The organism is Microbulbifer maximicatervae (SeqCode), assembly GCF_052467815.1.
The window spans coordinates 951,983-968,816 of record NZ_CP174326.1 but is presented as its reverse complement, the minus strand read 5'-3'; the positions used below and the strand labels follow the sequence as shown (position 1 = coordinate 968,816).

Below are 16,834 nucleotides of genomic sequence, written 5' to 3'. Positions count from 1 at the left end.
AGCTTAGGCCAGTTGGGCCTTCACCAGTTTGCTCACCGCGCCCATATCTGCACGGCCCTGCACCTGGGGTTTAACCTGGGCGATGACTTTGCCCATATCCGCCATGCTGTTGGCACCGGTGTCTTTGACGGCGGAGGCAACGATATCGGTAATCTCGGCTTCGCTCAGCTGCTTCGGCAGGAATTCCTGGATAACTTCAATTTCAGCCTGCTCTACTGCTGCCAGTTCAGCCCGGCCAGCTTTCTCGTACTGGGTAATGGAGTCGCGGCGCTGCTTGGTCATTTTGTCCAGCAGGGCGAGGATACGGGCGTCATCCAGGTCGATGCGCTCGTCGACTTCAACGCGTTTGATCTCGGCGTTGATCAGGCGGAGGGTGGCCAGGCGCTCTTTGTCTCGCGCTTTCATTGCGTCTTTAGTGGCTTGGGTCAGGGTTTCCTTGAGAGTGCTCATAGTGAGTGTTCCGGGATTGTTGGCAATGAATTTTGGATCAGGGGCTTAGGATAGCTTGTCTGCAGGGCGGGGGAAATGCGTTAGCCCAAACGAAAAACGGCGCGCGAGTATGGCTCGCACGCCGTTCTTTATAGCTCCGCTACGGGCTAAGCCCGTCCGGCCGCCTCGCTGCGACAGGCTTATGCAGCCTGCGGCTCTTAGTAGAGACGCTGGAACTTGCGGTTTTCGCGCTGAAGCTTTTTAGCGTGACGCTTTACAGCGGCAGCAGCTTTGCGCTTACGAACAGCGGTGGGCTTCTCGTAGAACTCGCGACGACGTACTTCAGACAGTACGCCTGCTTTTTCACAGGAGCGCTTGAAACGGCGCAGGGCGATATCGAAAGGTTCGTTGTCTTTGATTCGTACAGAGGGCATTAGGATACCTGTTAAAATTCGTTTCTCTCGGCCATTCCGGCAATGCTCTCGCAGTTGCATCCGGTGGCCGGTTCACAGCGAGGGCGCAAATTCTAAACACTCCTATACGGGATCGCAACCCCATTTTCCAGTATGATAACCACCCCTCGAAGTAGTCACGAGAATGAGATCAAGTGCGCGTCCTTGGTATAGAAACTTCCTGCGATGAAACTGGCGTCGCTATTTACGATTCTGAGTCCGGTTTGCTCAGCCATGCCCTGTTCAGTCAAGTGGACCTGCATGCCGATTATGGCGGAGTAGTCCCCGAGCTGGCGAGCCGCGATCATGTGCGCAAACTCTTGCCGCTGATTCGACAGGTAATGAAGAAGGCCGATACCAGCCCTTCAGAACTCAATGGTATCGCCTATACCGCAGGCCCCGGTCTGGTGGGAGCGCTGATGGTCGGGGCCTGCGCGGCCCGTGCACTGGCCTATGGTTGGGATATCCCGGCGGTGGCGGTGCACCATATGGAGGGCCACCTGCTGGCCCCAATGCTGGAGGATAATCCGCCCGCCTTTCCTTTCGTGGCCCTGCTGGTTTCAGGCGGACACACCCAGCTGGTGGAGGTGCGGGGGCTCGGCGATTACGAACTGATGGGTGAATCCCTGGATGACGCCGCCGGCGAAGCCTTTGATAAGGCCGCCAAAATGCTCGACCTGGATTATCCCGGTGGTCCGCGTTTGGCTGCCCTGGCGGAGAAAGGAGACCCCAAGCGCTTTACTTTCCCGCGGCCTATGACGGATCGACCGGGGTTGGATTTCAGTTTTTCAGGCCTTAAAACCTTCACTTTGACAACAGTGCGAAAGTACGCCCTCGAGGATGGTTTACCGGACGAGCAAACTTGCGCAGATATTGCTGCGGCTTTCCAGGAGGCGGTAGTGGATACCCTGGTGATTAAATGTCGTCGCGCTATTAAGGCTTCCGGCTATAAAACCCTGGTGATTGCCGGTGGAGTTTCTGCAAATAAATTATTGCGTGAGCGTTTGGAAACGAGCCTGCGAAAGGATAAGGCCAGCGTCTACTATCCGCGCCATGAATTCTGCACTGATAACGGCGCCATGATCGCCTACGCCGGTAGTTTGCGTTTAAAAGCAGGGGAGCAGACGAGCCTTGCGGTAGATGTGCGTCCGCGCTGGCCCATGACAGAGTTGCCCAAGACCGAACTTTAAAAATCCCAGGGATAGCCTGGCATTAAAAAGAAAAGAGCCGATAAATGGATATTGTTTATATACGGGATTTAAAGGTGAATACCATTATTGGTATTTACGATTGGGAGCGGGAAGTTCGCCAGACGGTTAGTCTCGATTTGGAGATGGCTTTCGATATCAGTGAGGCGGCGCGCACAGACAATATCGAGTACACACTTAACTATAAAGCGGTGGCCAAGCGCTTGATCGCTTTTATTGAAAGCAGTGAGTTTCTGTTGGTGGAGACCATGGCAGAGCAGGCTGCGGCAATTGTCAGGGAAGAGTTTTCTGTAAGCTGGCTGCGACTGCGGTTGTCCAAGCCGGGTGCGGTCAGAGGGTCCAGGGATGTGGGTGTCATTATTGAGCGCGGCGAGAGGCCGGCAAAAGGTGCAGCAGCGATGTCTGCGGGAGTGTAAACGTGGCTCAGGTGTATCTCAGCCTCGGTAGTAATATCAATCGTGCGCAATATATCCGCGCAGCGCTGGATGCCTTGACCGGGCGGTTTGGCGAATTACAGGTGTCCCGGGTCTTCGAAAGTGAAGCGGTGGGTTTCCAGGGCGATAACTTTTACAACCTGGTGGTGGGGCTGCAAACTGACTTGCCGGTAGGACAGCTGGCCCTGTGTCTGCGCGGTATTGAAGATGCCAACGGCCGCCTGCGTTCCGGGCCCAAGTTCAGCGCGCGCACTCTGGATATTGATATTCTCACCTATGATCACCTGACCGGAACTGTCGATGGGGTAAAATTGCCTAGAGGTGAGATTGTAAAAAATGCCTTTGTTTTACAGCCTCTGGCAGAGATTGCTCCAGAAGAATTGCACCCGGTCGAGCAGAAAACTTACCGTCAGCTGTGGGATGAGTACGACCAGGCTTCACAAAAATTGTGGCCGGTGGAATTTATTTGGCCGTGATTCCGATAAATTTCTAAAAAAAGTAGATAAAAAAGCAGCCCTTTGAGGCTGCTTTTTTATTAGGAGTAATTAACTTAGGCTCATTAGCGCTTCTTTAGTGAACGGAGTGATTTCCTCCGCGCGATCTTCACGCACCTTGGCAAACCAGTGTGGGTCTTGTAATAGCGCGCGGCCAACGGCAATCAGGTCAAACTCCTGGTTGTCCATACGGCGGGTCAGTTCGCCTAAATCGGTAGGATTGGCAGTACCGCCCATGCCCTGGTTATTGCCGCCGATAAAATCATCGTCAAGGCCGACACTGCCGACAGAAATTACCGGTTTTCCCGTCAATTCCTTGGTCCAGCCTGCCAGGTTGAGATCAGAACCCTCAAATTCTGGCACCCAGAAGCGTCTTGTAGAGGCGTGGAAAATATCAACGCCGGCTTCAACTAGCGGTGTTAGGAAGCGTTTCAGTTCTTCCGGGTTTTGCGCCAACTTGGCTTCGTAATCCTGCTGCTTCCATTGGGAGTAGCGCAACACTATGGCGAAATCTTCGCCTACGGCTTCACGTACCGCTTTGATAATTTCCACTGCAAAGCGGGTGCGATTTTCGATGGAGCCACCGTACTCGTCATCGCGTTGGTTGGTACCTTCCCAGAAAAACTGGTCGATCAGGTAGCCGTGGGCGCCGTGAATCTCTACACCGTCAAACCCAATTTCCTTGGCTGCTTTGGCTGCGTCTGCAAAAGCTTGTACAACTTCCTGGATGTCCTTTTTGCTCATCGCCTGGCCATTGGGTTTGCCGGGTTTGAACAAGCCTGAGGGGGAATAGCCGGGCACTGATTTATCCGGGCCTATGCCCTCTTTGCGCACAGAGCCTACGTGCCATAACTGCGGGATAATCTGGCCACCGGCAGCGTGTACTTCGTCTACCACTTTTTTCCAGCCGGCGAGAGCGGCCTCACCGTAGATTGCCGGAACATTCTCGTAGCCGTTTGCGGCTTTATGATTAACGAAGGTGCCTTCGGTAATAATTAGTCCCACTTCACCTTCAGCTCGGCGGCGGTAATAGCCGGCCACTTGGTCATTGGCTGAATAGCCCGGTGACATAGTGCGGGTCATGGGGGCCATTGCGACCCGGTTGCGCAGCTTTAGGGATTTATGCTCGAAAGGACGCAGTAGGTTGTCCAGGGAACCACTCATATTTCTCTCCTGAATGTCTCGATTCAACACTGGGACTCACTGGTCCCACTAGGTCACAATTAAAACGGTTGCGTTATAAGACCTTATTTTAAAGTTGAGTTCAATATCTGGTTTCGTATTGCAACTCTTTTGCCGGTATACTGGCTAGGGAGCCTCTGAATAACTTCGTAATGCCTCTGCGGGCCATGAAGGCTGCAGATGTTAGGCGCAGCTCGCCGCGAATGGCTCAGTCCTTTGCAAGAGCTGCAACGCAGCAGCTGTGGCCTTCAAGGCCCGCCCTTCGGGGCTTGCAGAGCGATTCACACTCCGCGTTGCGACTTCTTGAAAGGTCTAGACATTCCTGCGAAGCCGCGCCTTGATTGTGAACCGCTCTGCATGCCAGAGGTATCACGGAGTTATTTAGAGGCTCCCTATATGTCACGTAAACGCTTTGATGATCTTGATTGCTCCCTGGCTTGCGCCCTGAATGAGGTGGGAGACTGGTGGTCCCTGCTGATAATTAAGCAGGCGATGCTGGGTACCCGCCGTTTTGTGGATTTCCAAAGAAACCTGGGAATTGCCAAAAATATCCTTGTGGATCGGTTATCACGTTTGGTGGATAACGAGGTGTTGTTACGCTTTGATGCGGGTGAACACGGCACTCGCTACGAGTACCGCTTAACGGAAAAAGGTCGGGACCTGTTTACGGTGGTAATCGCCCTGCGCCAGTGGAATCTGCGCTGGAACGGCAATAAAGATGGGATGCATCTGGTCGATAAAAACAGTGGTGAGCCTATCTCCGAAGTGGCTGTTCAGAATGCCCAGGGACAAAAACTCAGTATTCGCGATGTATTATTTGTGGATGAAAATGGCCAGCCCCTAGAGCAGGCTGGCTAGCTGGCTTTTTGAGGGGCTCTATCAATCCTGGCTCTTGGACAGCAGTCTGATTATGTCCAGAGCCCTGCCCGGCTCCCAACGCATAACAGAGACAACGCCGTGCATGGCTAGTAGACGCTGGTCTATTTTCCCTTTCTCCTGAAGCTTTTGTAATTTCTCTGTGGCCTCGGTAAAGCCGCGCTGCTCATAAGTGAGTAGTAATTTGACGGTCTGCTCCGCCGGAGTGATTTGGCGTGGAACAGGGGTGTATCCCATCGCGCTTACTATACTCTCAGCCGCCAGCCAGGTGGACCAGGGGTTTTGCCCGGTAATAAGCTGGCCATCCACGCTGACTTGTTCCAGGTAAGTGGGCCCAGCCTGAAAAAACGCGCCTTGCTCACGTAAGCGATCCTCAAGCAGGAATGGAAATTGTTGCTCGGCGTCAGGGATAAGAAAAAGCTCCTCTTCGTTAGTAAAAGCACTGATCTGCCGATCGGCGATTAAGGGCTTGCCATTATCCAGGGTGACATTGGCAAGGGCTGCTGGCCCGTGGCATACCGCTCCGATAATTTTGCCGCTGCTATAGATTTCCCGCACCAGGGACTGGATATAGGGATTGTCGGGGAAATCGAACATGGTACCTTTACCGCCGACAAAAAATACTGCCTGATAATCCTCTGCGGATACCCGATCGATAGGAATACTGTTGTTGACCTTTTGTTGTGCCTCCGGGTCATTGAGAAAGGCATAGTCGAAAGGCCCCAGATCATCTTTATCGATTACCGCTGGCGGTTTGCCGCCTTTGGGACTGGCAATATCGACAATAAATCCGTTGGCTGAAAAGATGTAATAGGGGCGTGCCAGTTCAGTTAATTCATAACCCGTGGCCTTGTCACTATCTCCCATCGTTTCAGTACTGGTGACAACAGCTAAGATTTTTCCTCGGCTTTCTCTGGGTAATTGTTGTAAATACGGCAGGTCACTTACTGTCGTAGTGGAAAAGTCCTGCTCTTGGGGTGGAATTAGGCCCTTAATCCAAATAATAAAACCAAAAAAGACGGACAAAGTCAGTGCCAGGGAAATAACAATTTTCTTCAACATATTAATCTCCAAAATTGCAGTAGCAGACGGAAAATCTTCTAGTGAGTTCGTAGGAGAATAAGGGATGGAAGGTGAAATTCAGGTGAGATTGCAATTGCTATTTAGGAAGAAGGAAAAAGCTGCGCTCGAGATCGTATAAGGTATGGATGCTGATTCACTGTGCATCTCGAGCGCATACGGTAAAAATTTGAATCTTAGAACGCTACTGTGTAAAAGATAGAGCGCACTGATAAATATTTTTTTTACACTGGATAGAGATGGTCCAATTTAAGGCTTCACAGATTCTCTTGGCCAGGAAAAGGCCTTGACCAATGCCGTCACTGCCTTCCCTCTTTTGGCCGGGTAAGAGGGAGGTTTCTAGATCTAATTGGTTGTCTGTGGCGTTCTCAAAAAAGAGTGTGTCCCCCTTATAGGTAATAACCAATTCAGGGCTGGTAGCGTGCTGTAATGCATTGCTGATCAAGTTGTCGAAGAGCAGACTTACCAGGTGTCGATTGGCCAGGACTCTGACTTTGTGCCCTAACTTTAAATCAACATTAAAATGCTTTTGTACAATTAACTGGTGTTGAGCTAAAAGACGTTCCTCTAGTAAAGCGCACAATGGGATATCTTCCGACTGTAGAGACTCAGAGCGGGCGAGGGCTAATAGTGTCTTAACGGTTTTTTCCATACCGGTAACAGTTTCTAATAGCTCATTTTTCTCAGCTAAAGTCATCTCCCGATTTTGACTGAGAGCCAGTGTGCTTTTCAGAATGGTTAGCCCGGTGCGCAACTCATGGCTCGTATCCCGGGTAAACTCAGTTTCCCTGCGCAATGTTAGCTTGAGCTGGTTAAGTGTATCTTGCAACGTACTTGCAAGATAACCGATTTCATCTTGTTCATTGTTATAGGGCAGGGAAATTTGAGAATCGCAGTTTCTCTGCTGCTGAACTGCTTTAGCAAGGGTTACTACAGGAGCGATGGTTTTACGGGAAATACGAAAAGCACAATAGAGGGCTAAGAGTAGGGTCAAGATACAGGCGCTGGCAAAGAGCCAGAGAAGCTTTGAAGATTGTCGGGTAACAGTGAGCAATTCACTGACTTCAGCTACGAGAACGGCGGAATGGTTGTCCGGAAAATGTACTCTGCGTAAATGGAAGTGATGTTCAGTATCACTAAACCACTCAGCCTTTTCCGCATAGCTTGGTAAGGCAGTGCGCAGTTCGGCCGGTATTATTTTGTTTTCAGTGTATAGCGTTAAATAGGGTAGGCGTGGCTCTGGGGTCGTATTAGTCAGTCTTGCCTGCTGTTCGAGGTAGCGGACTTCTCCGGCCAATAAGTTATCGAGTAAATGGTCTTCAACTACATAGGCCACCATCATACAAATGGCAAAAAACACCAAGCAAAGTAGCAGGGTAAAACTGCCAAAAATAGCGAAGACCTTCCTCTGTAAATTACTGGTTTCGCGCATTGGGAGTTTCCAACTGATAACCGAGATTGGTGATGGTTTTCAACATAGGGGCCTGGAAAGGCTTATCCAGTGTTTGGCGAAGACTATAAATGTGGGATTTTAAGGCGTCTGTTTCTGGGGGTTCATCACCCCAAATATGGTGGATTATTGCCGAGCGGCTTACTGGTGCTGGCGACGCCTGGGCGAGCATAGTGAGAATGCGAAAACCGATAGTTGTCAGGGGCAGAGGTTGTTTATCCCGGTAGGCCGTTTGCTGGCGCTGGTTTATCTGTAAATCACCGACCTTAATTTCTTCACTGGTATGCAGCTGGTGTCTGCGGGCCAGGGCGCGGCATCTCAGTATTAGTTCCCTTGGTTCGAAGGGCTTACATAAATAGTCATCGGCACCGATACCAAATCCGCGTTCTTTATCTGCGAGAGCATCTCGGGCAGTTAACATCAGAATTGGCATGTTAACTGGCGCTTGTGCCTTGATCTTTTCGCAGACCTCTAAGCCGTCCATATCCGGCAGGCCCAGGTCGAGAATAATCAGGTCGAAGATTTGTTCCAGGGCCAGCTGTAAGCCCTGGCGACCCCGGTGGGCATAATCTATCTGCCAGCCCTCAGCATGTAGGAATTCGGCAAGCTGGCGGGCGATAGTGGGGTTATCTTCAATCAACAATATCTTCAGTGAGCGCACCGGCAAATCTCTTGTGGCAGAGGAAGTTACAAAACATTCTGACAGAGTGCCGGTGAAATTGAAGTGAAGCCCCGTTGTTGGACTGTTTTAGATATTGGTTGGACTGCTCTAGATATTGAGGTTGCGGCCGCCGTCAACGGCAATAACCTGACCGTTGATATAGGGGGCATCACAGGCAAGGAAGCGCACGGTCTTGGCGATATCACTGGGGTCACCGGTTCGGGCCAAAGGAATGCGCTGGGTGATTTGTGCTTTCTTGGCTTCGTTAGTTGCCTCTTGCTCTGGCCAAAGAATGGCACCGGGGGCGACTGCATTGACCCGGACCTGGGGAGACAGCTCCAGAGCGAGGCTTTTTGTCAGCATTACCAGCCCAGCCTTGGCGGCGCAGTAGATAGTATGCTTGGGCATTGGGCGCTCGGCGTGAATATCCGCCATATTAACAACGCAACCCAGCTGTTGGCTGAGTGTTTCTTTCAGGGCCTGAGTGAGAAAGAAGGGGGCTTTGAGGTTGCTGCCTACCAGCCGATCCCAGTCCTCCTCGGTCGCATTTCCCACAGATGTGGGGTGAAATGCTGAGGCATTGTTGACCAGAACATCAATACCGCCCCAGGCCTCTTGTGCACGTTGGGCCAGATTGGAACAGGCTTCGGCGCTATTCAACTCACTGTGCAACGCTATGGCAGAGTTGGGACGACGTTGGTTCAGCTCGTTTGCCAGGGCCTTGGCAGCATCAGCCGAGTTGCGATAGTGAATAACAACTCTGTGATCTCTATGTAGTTCTTCAGCAATAGCACGACCCAGGCGTGCAGCGGCACCGGTAATTAGCACATTACGCAATGTAGTCATCCTTTACTTTGGCGATTGCCTTGATACGCTCCCGGTCCAGTGCTTGCCCGAGTTTCGCACCCTGGTAGCCCTGTTTAATCAACTCCTCAGCAGTTAATGCCGCTGCCCCATTTCGAGCGGCGCGCAAAAAGTCCACCTGTGGATAATCTCGATTCTCCAGTCCTTCACGACCTCGGGCATCAGCCTCACAGGCGCGAAGAAAGTTTTCAAATCGCTCGGGACGTCGCAAGGCATCCAGACTGCGGATCATCTTCATAATGGTCTGTGGGCGCAATTCGAAGGCTCTGTGGCAATGCAGGTGATATTCGCAGACCCCGACAGCTAGTGCTGTCAGGTCTTTTGGGGTACGCCAGCGCTCACAGACGGCCTTTACAAGAGGTACGCCTGCGGCCTCGTGGCCGTGGTGGCTGGGGAGAATCTCCTCGGGAGTCAGTCCTTTGCCCAGGTCGTGTAGCAGTACTGCAAAACGCAATGGGAGCTCTGCCGGTGAGGCGCGCAGGGCTAGTAGTACGTGTTCTCCAGTGTCCACTTCGGGATGGTGTTTGGGCGGCTGAGGAACACCAAACAAATTCTCTAACTCTGGTAAAAGTACTGATAGGGCGCCGCAGTCTCGCAGTACCCGAATAAAAATATCGGGGTCTGGCTCGGTAAGTGCCCGGCTTACCTCTTTCCAGACCCTCTCGGCCACCAGATATTCCACTTCACCCGCTTCTACCATCTGGCGCATGAGTATCATGGTCTCAGGGGCAACGCTAAAGCCAAGGTGATGGTAGCGGGCGGCAAAGCGGGCTACTCGCAGTACTCTTAAGGGGTCTTCGGCAAACGCAGGAGAAACATGGCGCAAAAGCCGTGCCTCCAGATCTTTCTGCCCGCCGTAGGGGTCTATTAGCTTGCCGTCGATGTCTTCTGCAATGGCATTAATAGTGAGGTCTCGCCGCAGGAGATCCTCTTCCAGAGTGATATTGGCATCGGCGTTAACGGTAAAACCGCCATAGCCGTGGCCGCTCTTTCTTTCAGTTCGAGCGAGAGCGTATTCTTCTCCGGTCTCAGGGTGTAGGAATACTGGAAAATCTTTGCCTACTGGGCTGTATCCGAGGTCCTGCATTCTATCTGCACTTGCTCCAACTACTACCCAGTCGCGCTCGGTGACTGGACGATTCAAAAGTCTGTCGCGCACTGCGCCGCCAACAAGGTAGATCTTCAAAACATTTGCTCCAGAGCTGGAGGGTCCAGTGATCTGATAGGTGATTGTACTGCCATAAGTCCATTTGTTCCGGCGTTGTTCCAGGTTTGTCTGCTGGACGGAGGATGAGCGGTAGGAGTGTAAGAAGCTTCGGCAAGATAAAAAAAAGGCCCCGAAAAAACAAGGGGGCCCAGGGTCTTAGGGTATTCGCTTAGCAAACATTTCTCTGCCAACTGCGGGGTCTCTGACTTGAGGGCCACACCAGTGGGAGGGATCCCGTGACAAGTCCCGAGTCACGAATCTAGTGCCATTCTAAGAAACCTGTCATACCTGTCAACTATATCTATTAGTATTTTTTGAGGGGGTTGTTCTGCTGTTCGTTAATAAACTACATGGACCGAATTTCGGGCTGGGTTTGCAGCATTAAACAGCATAATTTATAGGGGCGGTTCAGCTGGGCAGGATAATTTCACGTGTAACTCTGTGGGGCAGAGGATGCTTTTGTGAAATAGAACTGTTCTTCTTTTAATCGCAGTTGTTGGGGAGAATAAAGATGAGCGAATTACATGTGCTAACCACCGGGGAAGCAGCCAGGTACTGCGGTGTTAACTTCCGAACGGTGATTCGCTGGATTGAGCGTGGGCAACTCAAGGCATACAAGCTTCCGGGGCGTGGTGATCACCGTATCTGTGTTGAGGACTTCGTGGGGTTTCTACGGGATAACTCAATGCCAGTTCCGAACGATTTGGCAGTTCCCAGTCGCAAAGTACTTTTATTAACGACCGATCCTGAGCTGACTTCAGGTGGACGCCAGGCGCTTCAACAAATGGGGTGTGAGGTTGAAGTGGCCGGTGATAGCTTTTCTGCCGGTATCCTGATGGCGAGTGCCAAGCCGGCATTGTTGGTGGTTGATACTGGACTGCTGGGGGAGAGTGGGTTTCAGGTGCTGGACTACCTCAGATCCCGCAGTGAATACTCGAACCTGAGTATTCTGGTTGTGCCCTCTGATGATGATGGGGAAAAAGCTCGTTGGCTGGATGCTGGCGCTGATGCCCTTTTGACTCACCGTTCTGAGCATGGTGAACTTTCTGCAAAGGCCAAACTTTTGTTGGAAGCTGATGCTTAAGTAGCAATCCAGCTATCAGGCATTAATTCCCCACTTCTGTACGGGGCTGGTATTTCAACAGTCCCCGTGCTGAAACCTAAATAGGTTTCGGTATCAACATAGATTCCTCTTCTCCATCTGGACGATCTCGGCCCTGCTCCGGGCAGTGGCAACTGGCTGTGATTTGATCCCCGTTCAAACTGTTCAGGTGAACATCGAAGCCCCAAAGCCGGTGAAGATGCCTTAATACCTCTGCTGTATCTTTACCGAGGGGGCGACGGCGGTGCTGTGTGTGATGTAGGGTCAGTGAACGGTCACCACGGGTATCTACTGAATATACCTGGATATTTGGTTCCCGATTGCCCAGGTTGTACTGGCCGGCAAGGTTCTCTCTTAACTGGCGATAACCGCTCTCATCGTGAATTGCGCTAACAATAATATCGTTCTCTTTATCGTTGTCGCTGATACAAAATAGTTTCATGTCTCGCATAACCTTGGGAGACAGGAATTGCAAAATAAAACTTTCATCCTTGAAGTCGCGCATAGCGAACTGGAGGGTTTCACGCCAATTGCTTCCAGCAATGTCTGGGAACCAGCGGCGATCCTCTTCAGTGGGACTTTCACAGATACGCCGTAAGTCAGTAAAAATACTGAAGCCTAGGGTATAGGGATTGATACCGCTGTAGTGAGGGCTGTCAAAAGAGGGTTGGTAGATAACATTGGTGTGGCTTTGTAGAAACTCCATCATAAAGCCTTCAGTCACCCGCCCGCGCTTGTACAGCTCGGTTAAGAGAGTGTAGTGCCAGAAGGTAGCCCAGCCCTCATTCATTACTTGGGTTTGCCGCTGTGGATAAAAGTATTGGGCCAGCTTACGTACAATACGCACCAGCTCCCGTTGCCAGTTTTCCAGTAGAGGGGCATTTTTCTCAACAAAGTACAGGATATTCTCCTGAGGCTCTTCGGGGAAACGTTTCTCCTTTGTCTCCTCTATACCGTCACCGAGTTTTGGGATGGTCCTCCATAAATCATTGAGCTGCCTCTGGCGGTACTCTTCTCGCTCTTGCTGTTGGCGTTCTTCCTCAATAGCCGAGATTGGGTAAGGGCGTTTATAGCGATCTACACCGTAGTTCATTAGGGCATGACAGGAGTCGAGAATGGCCTCGACTTCATCAAGCCCATAGCGCTCTTCACAGCGGGAAATATAGTTTTTGGCAAAGATCAGATAGTCAATAATACTGCTGGCATCTGTCCAGGAGCGAAACAGATAATTCCCTTTAAAGAAAGAGTTGTGCCCATAGGAGGCGTGAGCAATCACCAAAGCCTGCATTGTCATGGTATTTTCTTCCATGAGGTAAGCGATGCAGGGATTAGAATTAATGACTATTTCATAAGCCAGCCCCATCAATCCGCGCTGGTAATTATTTTCCACGCTGATAAATTGCTTGCCAAAAGACCAGTGGTGATAACCCACAGGCATTCCTACCGAGGAGTAGGCATCCATCATCTGCTCAGAACAGATAACTTCAATCTGATTTGGGTAGGTATCTAACCCAAACTCTTCTGCCAGTGCGCCGATGGCGCGATCATATTCCTGGATTAATTCAAAAGTCCATTCTGAGCTGGTTGATATGGGCTGAGGCGACTCAGATTCAGATACCTCAGCGCCACTGGCAAATTTGTCGAGCATCAGGCAGTCACCTTTTGGCGGAACAGTTGCCGGAACACCGGATAAATATCCTGTACATCGACAATCTGCTCCATAGCAAAGTGATCGGGGAATAAAGTACGGACACTTTCATATTCTTCCCACAGGGCCTGGTGATCTCTGGGAGTAATTTCCACATAAGAGTAATACTGCACATGGGGCATAATATCGTCGATAAGGATTCGGTGGCAGGTACTGGAGTCGTCGTTCCAGTTATCACCATCTGAGGCCTGGGCTCCATAGATATTCCATTCGCTGGCGGGGTAGCGATCTCTCATAATACGTCGCATTAATTTGAGCGCGCTTGAGACAATGGTGCCGCCTGTTTCCCGTGAATAGAAAAACTCCTCTTCATCAACTTCTTTGGCGCTAGTGTGGTGTCGAATAAATACGACTTCCGTATATTCATAACTGCGCTGTAGGAACAAATATAAAAGTAAGAAGAAGCGTTTGGCCATATCCTTTGTGGCTTGGTTCATCGAGCCGGATACATCCATCAGGCAAAACATCACTGCCCTAGATCGAGGTTTTGGTTGTCGAATCAACAGGTTATATTTCAGATCGAAATCATCGAGGAAAGGGACTCGATTGATACGGCTGCGAAGTTCGGCGATTTGGTTTTTAAGAGCCTCAATTTTGCGCTGGTCTCGCAGAGCAGTATCTTTGTTTTCTTCTTGGGATAGGTCTTCCTCTAAGTTGCGCAGGTTTCTTCGCTTATTACTGGTCAAGGCGATACGTCTTGCATGGGCAGCCCTGAGTGAGCGAATCACATTAAGGCGGCCCGGAGTTCCTTCATTACTAATTCCGGCACGTACTATTTGAAAGGATTCGTTACCCGCGAGGCGTTGCTTTATCATGTTGGGCAGTTGCAGTCCTTCAAACATAAAGTCCAGAAACTCTTCTTGCGATATCTGGAAGACGAAATCGTCAACCCCTTCTCCACTATCGCTGGCACCACCGCCACTACCATCACCACCTCTCTGTCCTTGACGAGGAATGCGATCTCCAGCAGTAAATTGTTTGTTTCCAGGTAGAACCCGTTCTACATGCCCACCGCTACCGTGGGAAAAAAGGGGCTCACTGATATCCCGGGTTGGAATACTGATGCGCTCGCCTTTATCCATATCCATTATGGAGCGGCTATTCATAGCATCACCGACAGCTTTCTTAATGTGAGCCTTATAGCGCCTTAAGAATCGTTGCCGGTTAACTGTGCTTTTTTTCTTTCCATTCAAGCGGCGGTCGATGATATAGCTCATATTTCTGCCTTTACTCCGAATAAAATACACTGGCAACTATCACCCAAATTTATTCAGAAATTTCCCTACTGGATTAGCCTAACTTAAGCACTGGTATCTTCACTATAACGAGCCTATGAAAGTCCAGCAGGGAAAATGCGGAATCGTTCAAAGGCTCCCTATAAGTTGATGATCTAATCTGTATTTGCGTTTGGCTTCCTCGTATTTCTCTGGCAATTTAAAGTTGGGTTAAAGTTGCTACTGCGATTTTCTTACGCGTAGATACCATTCAGATAACAATCGTACCTGTTTCTCGGTGTAGCCACGTTCGACCATACGTGCAACGAAATCTGCGTGTTTGCGCTTATCATCTGCCGAGGCCTTGGTGTTAAAGGAAATGACCGGTAGAAGGTCCTCCGTGTTCGAGAACATTTTCTTCTCAATAACCGCACGTAATTTTTCGTAGGATCTCCAGTCGGGATTTTTTCCTTGATTGTTAGCCCTTGCGCGAAGTACAAAATTAACTATTTCATTGCGGAAGTCTTTCGGGTTAGAAATTCCGGCGGGTTTTTCTGTTTTCTCTAACTCTTCATTCAGGGCTCCACGATCGAGAATTTCTCCTGTTTCTGGGTCACGGTATTCCTGATCCTGTATCCAAAAGTCGGCGTAAGTGACGTATCGATCAAACAGGTTTTGACCGTATTCAGCATAGGATTCCAGATAAGCGGTCTGAATTTCCTTGCCGATGAATTCAACATATCTAGGAGCCAAATATTCCTTGATAAACCCAAGATAGTTTTCTTGAACTTCTGGAGGAAATTGCTCCTGTTCTATTTGCTGCTCTAGAACATAGAGGAGATGGACAGGATTTGCTGCGACTTCAGTGGCATCGAAATTGAAAACTTTTGAGAGGATCTTGAAGGAGAAGCGGGTGGATAGTCCGTTCATACCCTCATCCACTCCAGCATTATCCCTGTATTCCTGGATGGTTTTTGCTTTGGGATCTGTATCTTTTAGGTTTTCGCCATCATAGATACGCATCTTTGAGTAAAGGCTGGAATTTTCAGGGTTTTTAATTCTCGATAAAACAGAGAACTGTGCCAGCATCCTAAGGGTGTCTGGAGCACAGGGTGCTTTTGATAAGGAGCTGTTTTCCAGTAATTTCTGGTAGATGCGGATTTCTTCTTGTACCCGCACACAGTAGGGAACCTTAACGATATAAATACGGTCTAGGAAAGCTTCATTATTGCGATTATTACGAAATGATTGCCATTCTGATTCATTAGAATGGGCAAGGATTGTACCGTTGAATGGAATTGATCCCAGTCCCTCTGTACTATTGTAATTTCCTTCTTGTGTTGCAGTTAGTAGGGGGTGAAGCACCTTGATAGGCGCCTTGAACATCTCGACAAATTCCATCAGTCCTTGGTTGGCCCTACATAGACTTCCGGAAAAACTGTAGGCATCGGGGTCATTCTGAGGGAAATCCTCAAGCTTGCGGATGTCAATCTTACCGACTAGGGAAGAAATATCCTGGTTATTTTCATCACCGGGTTCTGTCTTCGATATGGCAACTTGATCGAGGATAGAGGGACGAATTTTGACCACACGGAACTTACTAATGTCTCCTTTAAACTCATGTAGCCGTTTGACCGACCAGGGAGACATAATGGTGTTTACGTATCGACGCGCAATGCCGTAGTCCTCTTCAAGAATACGGCCATCTTCAGTGGGTGAGAAAAGACTTAATGGAGATTCAAAGACTGGCGAGCCTTTGATCGCGTAGATTGGGACCTGCTCCATTAAAGCTTTCAGCCGCTCTGCAAGGGATGATTTCCCGCCACCAACAGGACCCAATAGGTACAGGATTTGTTTCTTTTCCTCCAACCCTTGTGCAGCATGCCTGAAGAAAGAAACAATTTGCTCGATGGCTTCTTCCATTCCGTAGAATTCACTGAAGGCTTTGTAACGTTTAATAACCTTGTTACAGAAAATACGTGATAGGCGGGGGTCCCGTGAGGTGTCTACCAGTTCGGCCTCACCGATGGCCATCAACATTCTTTCGGCTGGCGACGCGTAGGCGCTGCGGTCCGTCTTGCACAGTTCCAGGTATTCCTGAATACTGAGTTCCTCGTCCTGGATAGATTCGTATCTTTCCAAGTAGTGATTGAAAATTGTCATGGTGTCTACCTCCCTGTAGCCTACCGGAATGAGCTCAGCTTCCTGCTTTCGTTAGGATGTCGTACGATCTTGGCTGCTATTTCTATGCGACCTTTCCAATTGGGTCGAGTGGTGCATGAGCTGAAAGTCCAGACCTTGTTTGGGATACGCTTGGCGTGAAGCACTATCGTTATTGCCGTTGTGAACCTTGTTTTTTGCCGGAGCTAGCGATGAATGCCTTCCAGCTTTTCCAGCATAGCTTTCCCTTTCACTCAGACAGTGGAATGTCCCTTATATAGGTTGAATTGAGCGGCTGTTTTACGTTTTACTA

16 protein-coding genes are annotated in these 16,834 nt (G+C 49.9%); 5 read left to right on the top strand and 11 right to left on the bottom strand.

The window, feature by feature from the left end; all coding sequences use genetic code 11:
• Nucleotides 1–3: 3 nt before the first annotated feature.
• Nucleotides 4–450: a GatB/YqeY domain-containing protein gene (locus ACJJIW_RS04195; RefSeq protein ID WP_108731584.1), complete on the bottom strand. Its 447-nt coding sequence runs from the start codon at nucleotides 448–450 to the stop codon at nucleotides 4–6.
• Nucleotides 451–647: 197 nt separating this feature from the next.
• Entirely contained in the window at nucleotides 648–863 is a 216-nt protein-coding gene (gene rpsU / locus ACJJIW_RS04190) for a 30S ribosomal protein S21 (RefSeq protein WP_020411530.1), read from the bottom strand.
• A gap of 173 nt (nucleotides 864–1,036) precedes the next feature.
• On the opposite strand from rpsU, the gene tsaD reads away from it, so the two are divergent.
• From tsaD to folK, 3 genes are read left to right on the top strand one after another with little or no spacing between them, the layout of a single operon-like run.
• Nucleotides 1,037–2,071, top strand: a complete 1,035-nt coding sequence (gene tsaD / locus ACJJIW_RS04185) for a tRNA (adenosine(37)-N6)-threonylcarbamoyltransferase complex transferase subunit TsaD (protein WP_444936745.1) — start codon at nucleotides 1,037–1,039, stop codon at nucleotides 2,069–2,071.
• Between the two features lie 44 nt (nucleotides 2,072–2,115).
• Nucleotides 2,116–2,505 carry a dihydroneopterin aldolase gene (gene folB / locus ACJJIW_RS04180; protein ID WP_020411528.1) on the top strand — a complete coding sequence of 130 codons (390 nt, stop codon included), beginning with the start codon at nucleotides 2,116–2,118 and terminating at the stop codon, nucleotides 2,503–2,505.
• A 2-nt stretch (nucleotides 2,506–2,507) separates the two neighbouring features.
• Nucleotides 2,508–2,999, top strand: a complete 492-nt coding sequence (gene folK / locus ACJJIW_RS04175) for a 2-amino-4-hydroxy-6-hydroxymethyldihydropteridine diphosphokinase (RefSeq protein ID WP_444895330.1) — start codon at nucleotides 2,508–2,510, stop codon at nucleotides 2,997–2,999.
• Between the two features lie 69 nt (nucleotides 3,000–3,068).
• On the opposite strand, the gene ACJJIW_RS04170 is transcribed toward folK, so the two are convergent.
• Entirely contained in the window at nucleotides 3,069–4,181 is a 1,113-nt protein-coding gene (locus tag ACJJIW_RS04170; RefSeq protein ID WP_444936744.1) for an NADH:flavin oxidoreductase, read from the bottom strand.
• Nucleotides 4,182–4,595: 414 nt separating this feature from the next.
• On the opposite strand from ACJJIW_RS04170, the gene ACJJIW_RS04165 reads away from it, so the two are divergent.
• The gene (locus ACJJIW_RS04165; RefSeq protein WP_444936743.1) at nucleotides 4,596–5,057 is read left to right on the top strand and encodes a winged helix-turn-helix transcriptional regulator; all 462 of its coding nucleotides are present in this window, start codon (nucleotides 4,596–4,598) and stop codon (nucleotides 5,055–5,057) included.
• 21 nt (nucleotides 5,058–5,078) lie between these two features.
• Here ACJJIW_RS04165 and ACJJIW_RS04160 read toward each other — a convergent pair whose 3' ends face one another.
• From ACJJIW_RS04160 to ACJJIW_RS04140, 5 genes are all read right to left on the bottom strand, one after another.
• Nucleotides 5,079–6,137 (bottom strand): type 1 glutamine amidotransferase domain-containing protein, encoded by a 1,059-nt coding sequence (locus tag ACJJIW_RS04160; protein WP_444936742.1) that lies wholly within the window; start codon nucleotides 6,135–6,137, stop codon nucleotides 5,079–5,081.
• 202 nt (nucleotides 6,138–6,339) lie between these two features.
• Entirely contained in the window at nucleotides 6,340–7,587 is a 1,248-nt protein-coding gene (locus ACJJIW_RS04155; protein ID WP_282934462.1) for a sensor histidine kinase, read from the bottom strand.
• On the bottom strand, nucleotides 7,571–8,266 hold the full coding sequence (locus ACJJIW_RS04150) for a response regulator transcription factor (RefSeq protein ID WP_282934461.1): 696 nt from the start codon (nucleotides 8,264–8,266) through the stop codon (nucleotides 7,571–7,573). Before ACJJIW_RS04150 ends, ACJJIW_RS04155 begins: the two co-directional genes overlap by 17 nt.
• Before the next feature lie 108 nt (nucleotides 8,267–8,374).
• Complete coding sequence (locus tag ACJJIW_RS04145) at nucleotides 8,375–9,112, bottom strand: pteridine reductase (RefSeq protein WP_353057061.1); 738 nt, start codon at nucleotides 9,110–9,112, stop codon at nucleotides 8,375–8,377.
• Entirely contained in the window at nucleotides 9,096–10,316 is a 1,221-nt protein-coding gene (locus ACJJIW_RS04140; protein ID WP_282934459.1) for a multifunctional CCA addition/repair protein, read from the bottom strand. The genes ACJJIW_RS04145 and ACJJIW_RS04140 overlap by 17 nt, the downstream gene beginning before the upstream one ends.
• Before the next feature lie 532 nt (nucleotides 10,317–10,848).
• Here ACJJIW_RS04140 and ACJJIW_RS04135 point away from each other — a divergent pair.
• On the top strand, nucleotides 10,849–11,421 hold the full coding sequence (locus ACJJIW_RS04135) for a helix-turn-helix domain-containing protein (protein WP_282934458.1): 573 nt from the start codon (nucleotides 10,849–10,851) through the stop codon (nucleotides 11,419–11,421).
• A gap of 76 nt (nucleotides 11,422–11,497) precedes the next feature.
• On the opposite strand, the gene ACJJIW_RS04130 is transcribed toward ACJJIW_RS04135, so the two are convergent.
• From ACJJIW_RS04130 to ACJJIW_RS04120, 3 genes are all read right to left on the bottom strand, one after another.
• Nucleotides 11,498–13,087 (bottom strand): SpoVR family protein, encoded by a 1,590-nt coding sequence (locus tag ACJJIW_RS04130; RefSeq protein ID WP_282934457.1) that lies wholly within the window; start codon nucleotides 13,085–13,087, stop codon nucleotides 11,498–11,500.
• Entirely contained in the window at nucleotides 13,087–14,364 is a 1,278-nt protein-coding gene (locus ACJJIW_RS04125) for a YeaH/YhbH family protein (RefSeq protein ID WP_444892685.1), read from the bottom strand. Before ACJJIW_RS04125 ends, ACJJIW_RS04130 begins: the two co-directional genes overlap by 1 nt.
• 237 nt (nucleotides 14,365–14,601) lie before the next feature.
• Entirely contained in the window at nucleotides 14,602–16,524 is a 1,923-nt protein-coding gene (locus ACJJIW_RS04120) for a PrkA family serine protein kinase (RefSeq protein WP_282934456.1), read from the bottom strand.
• Between the last annotated feature and the right edge of the window lie 310 nt (nucleotides 16,525–16,834).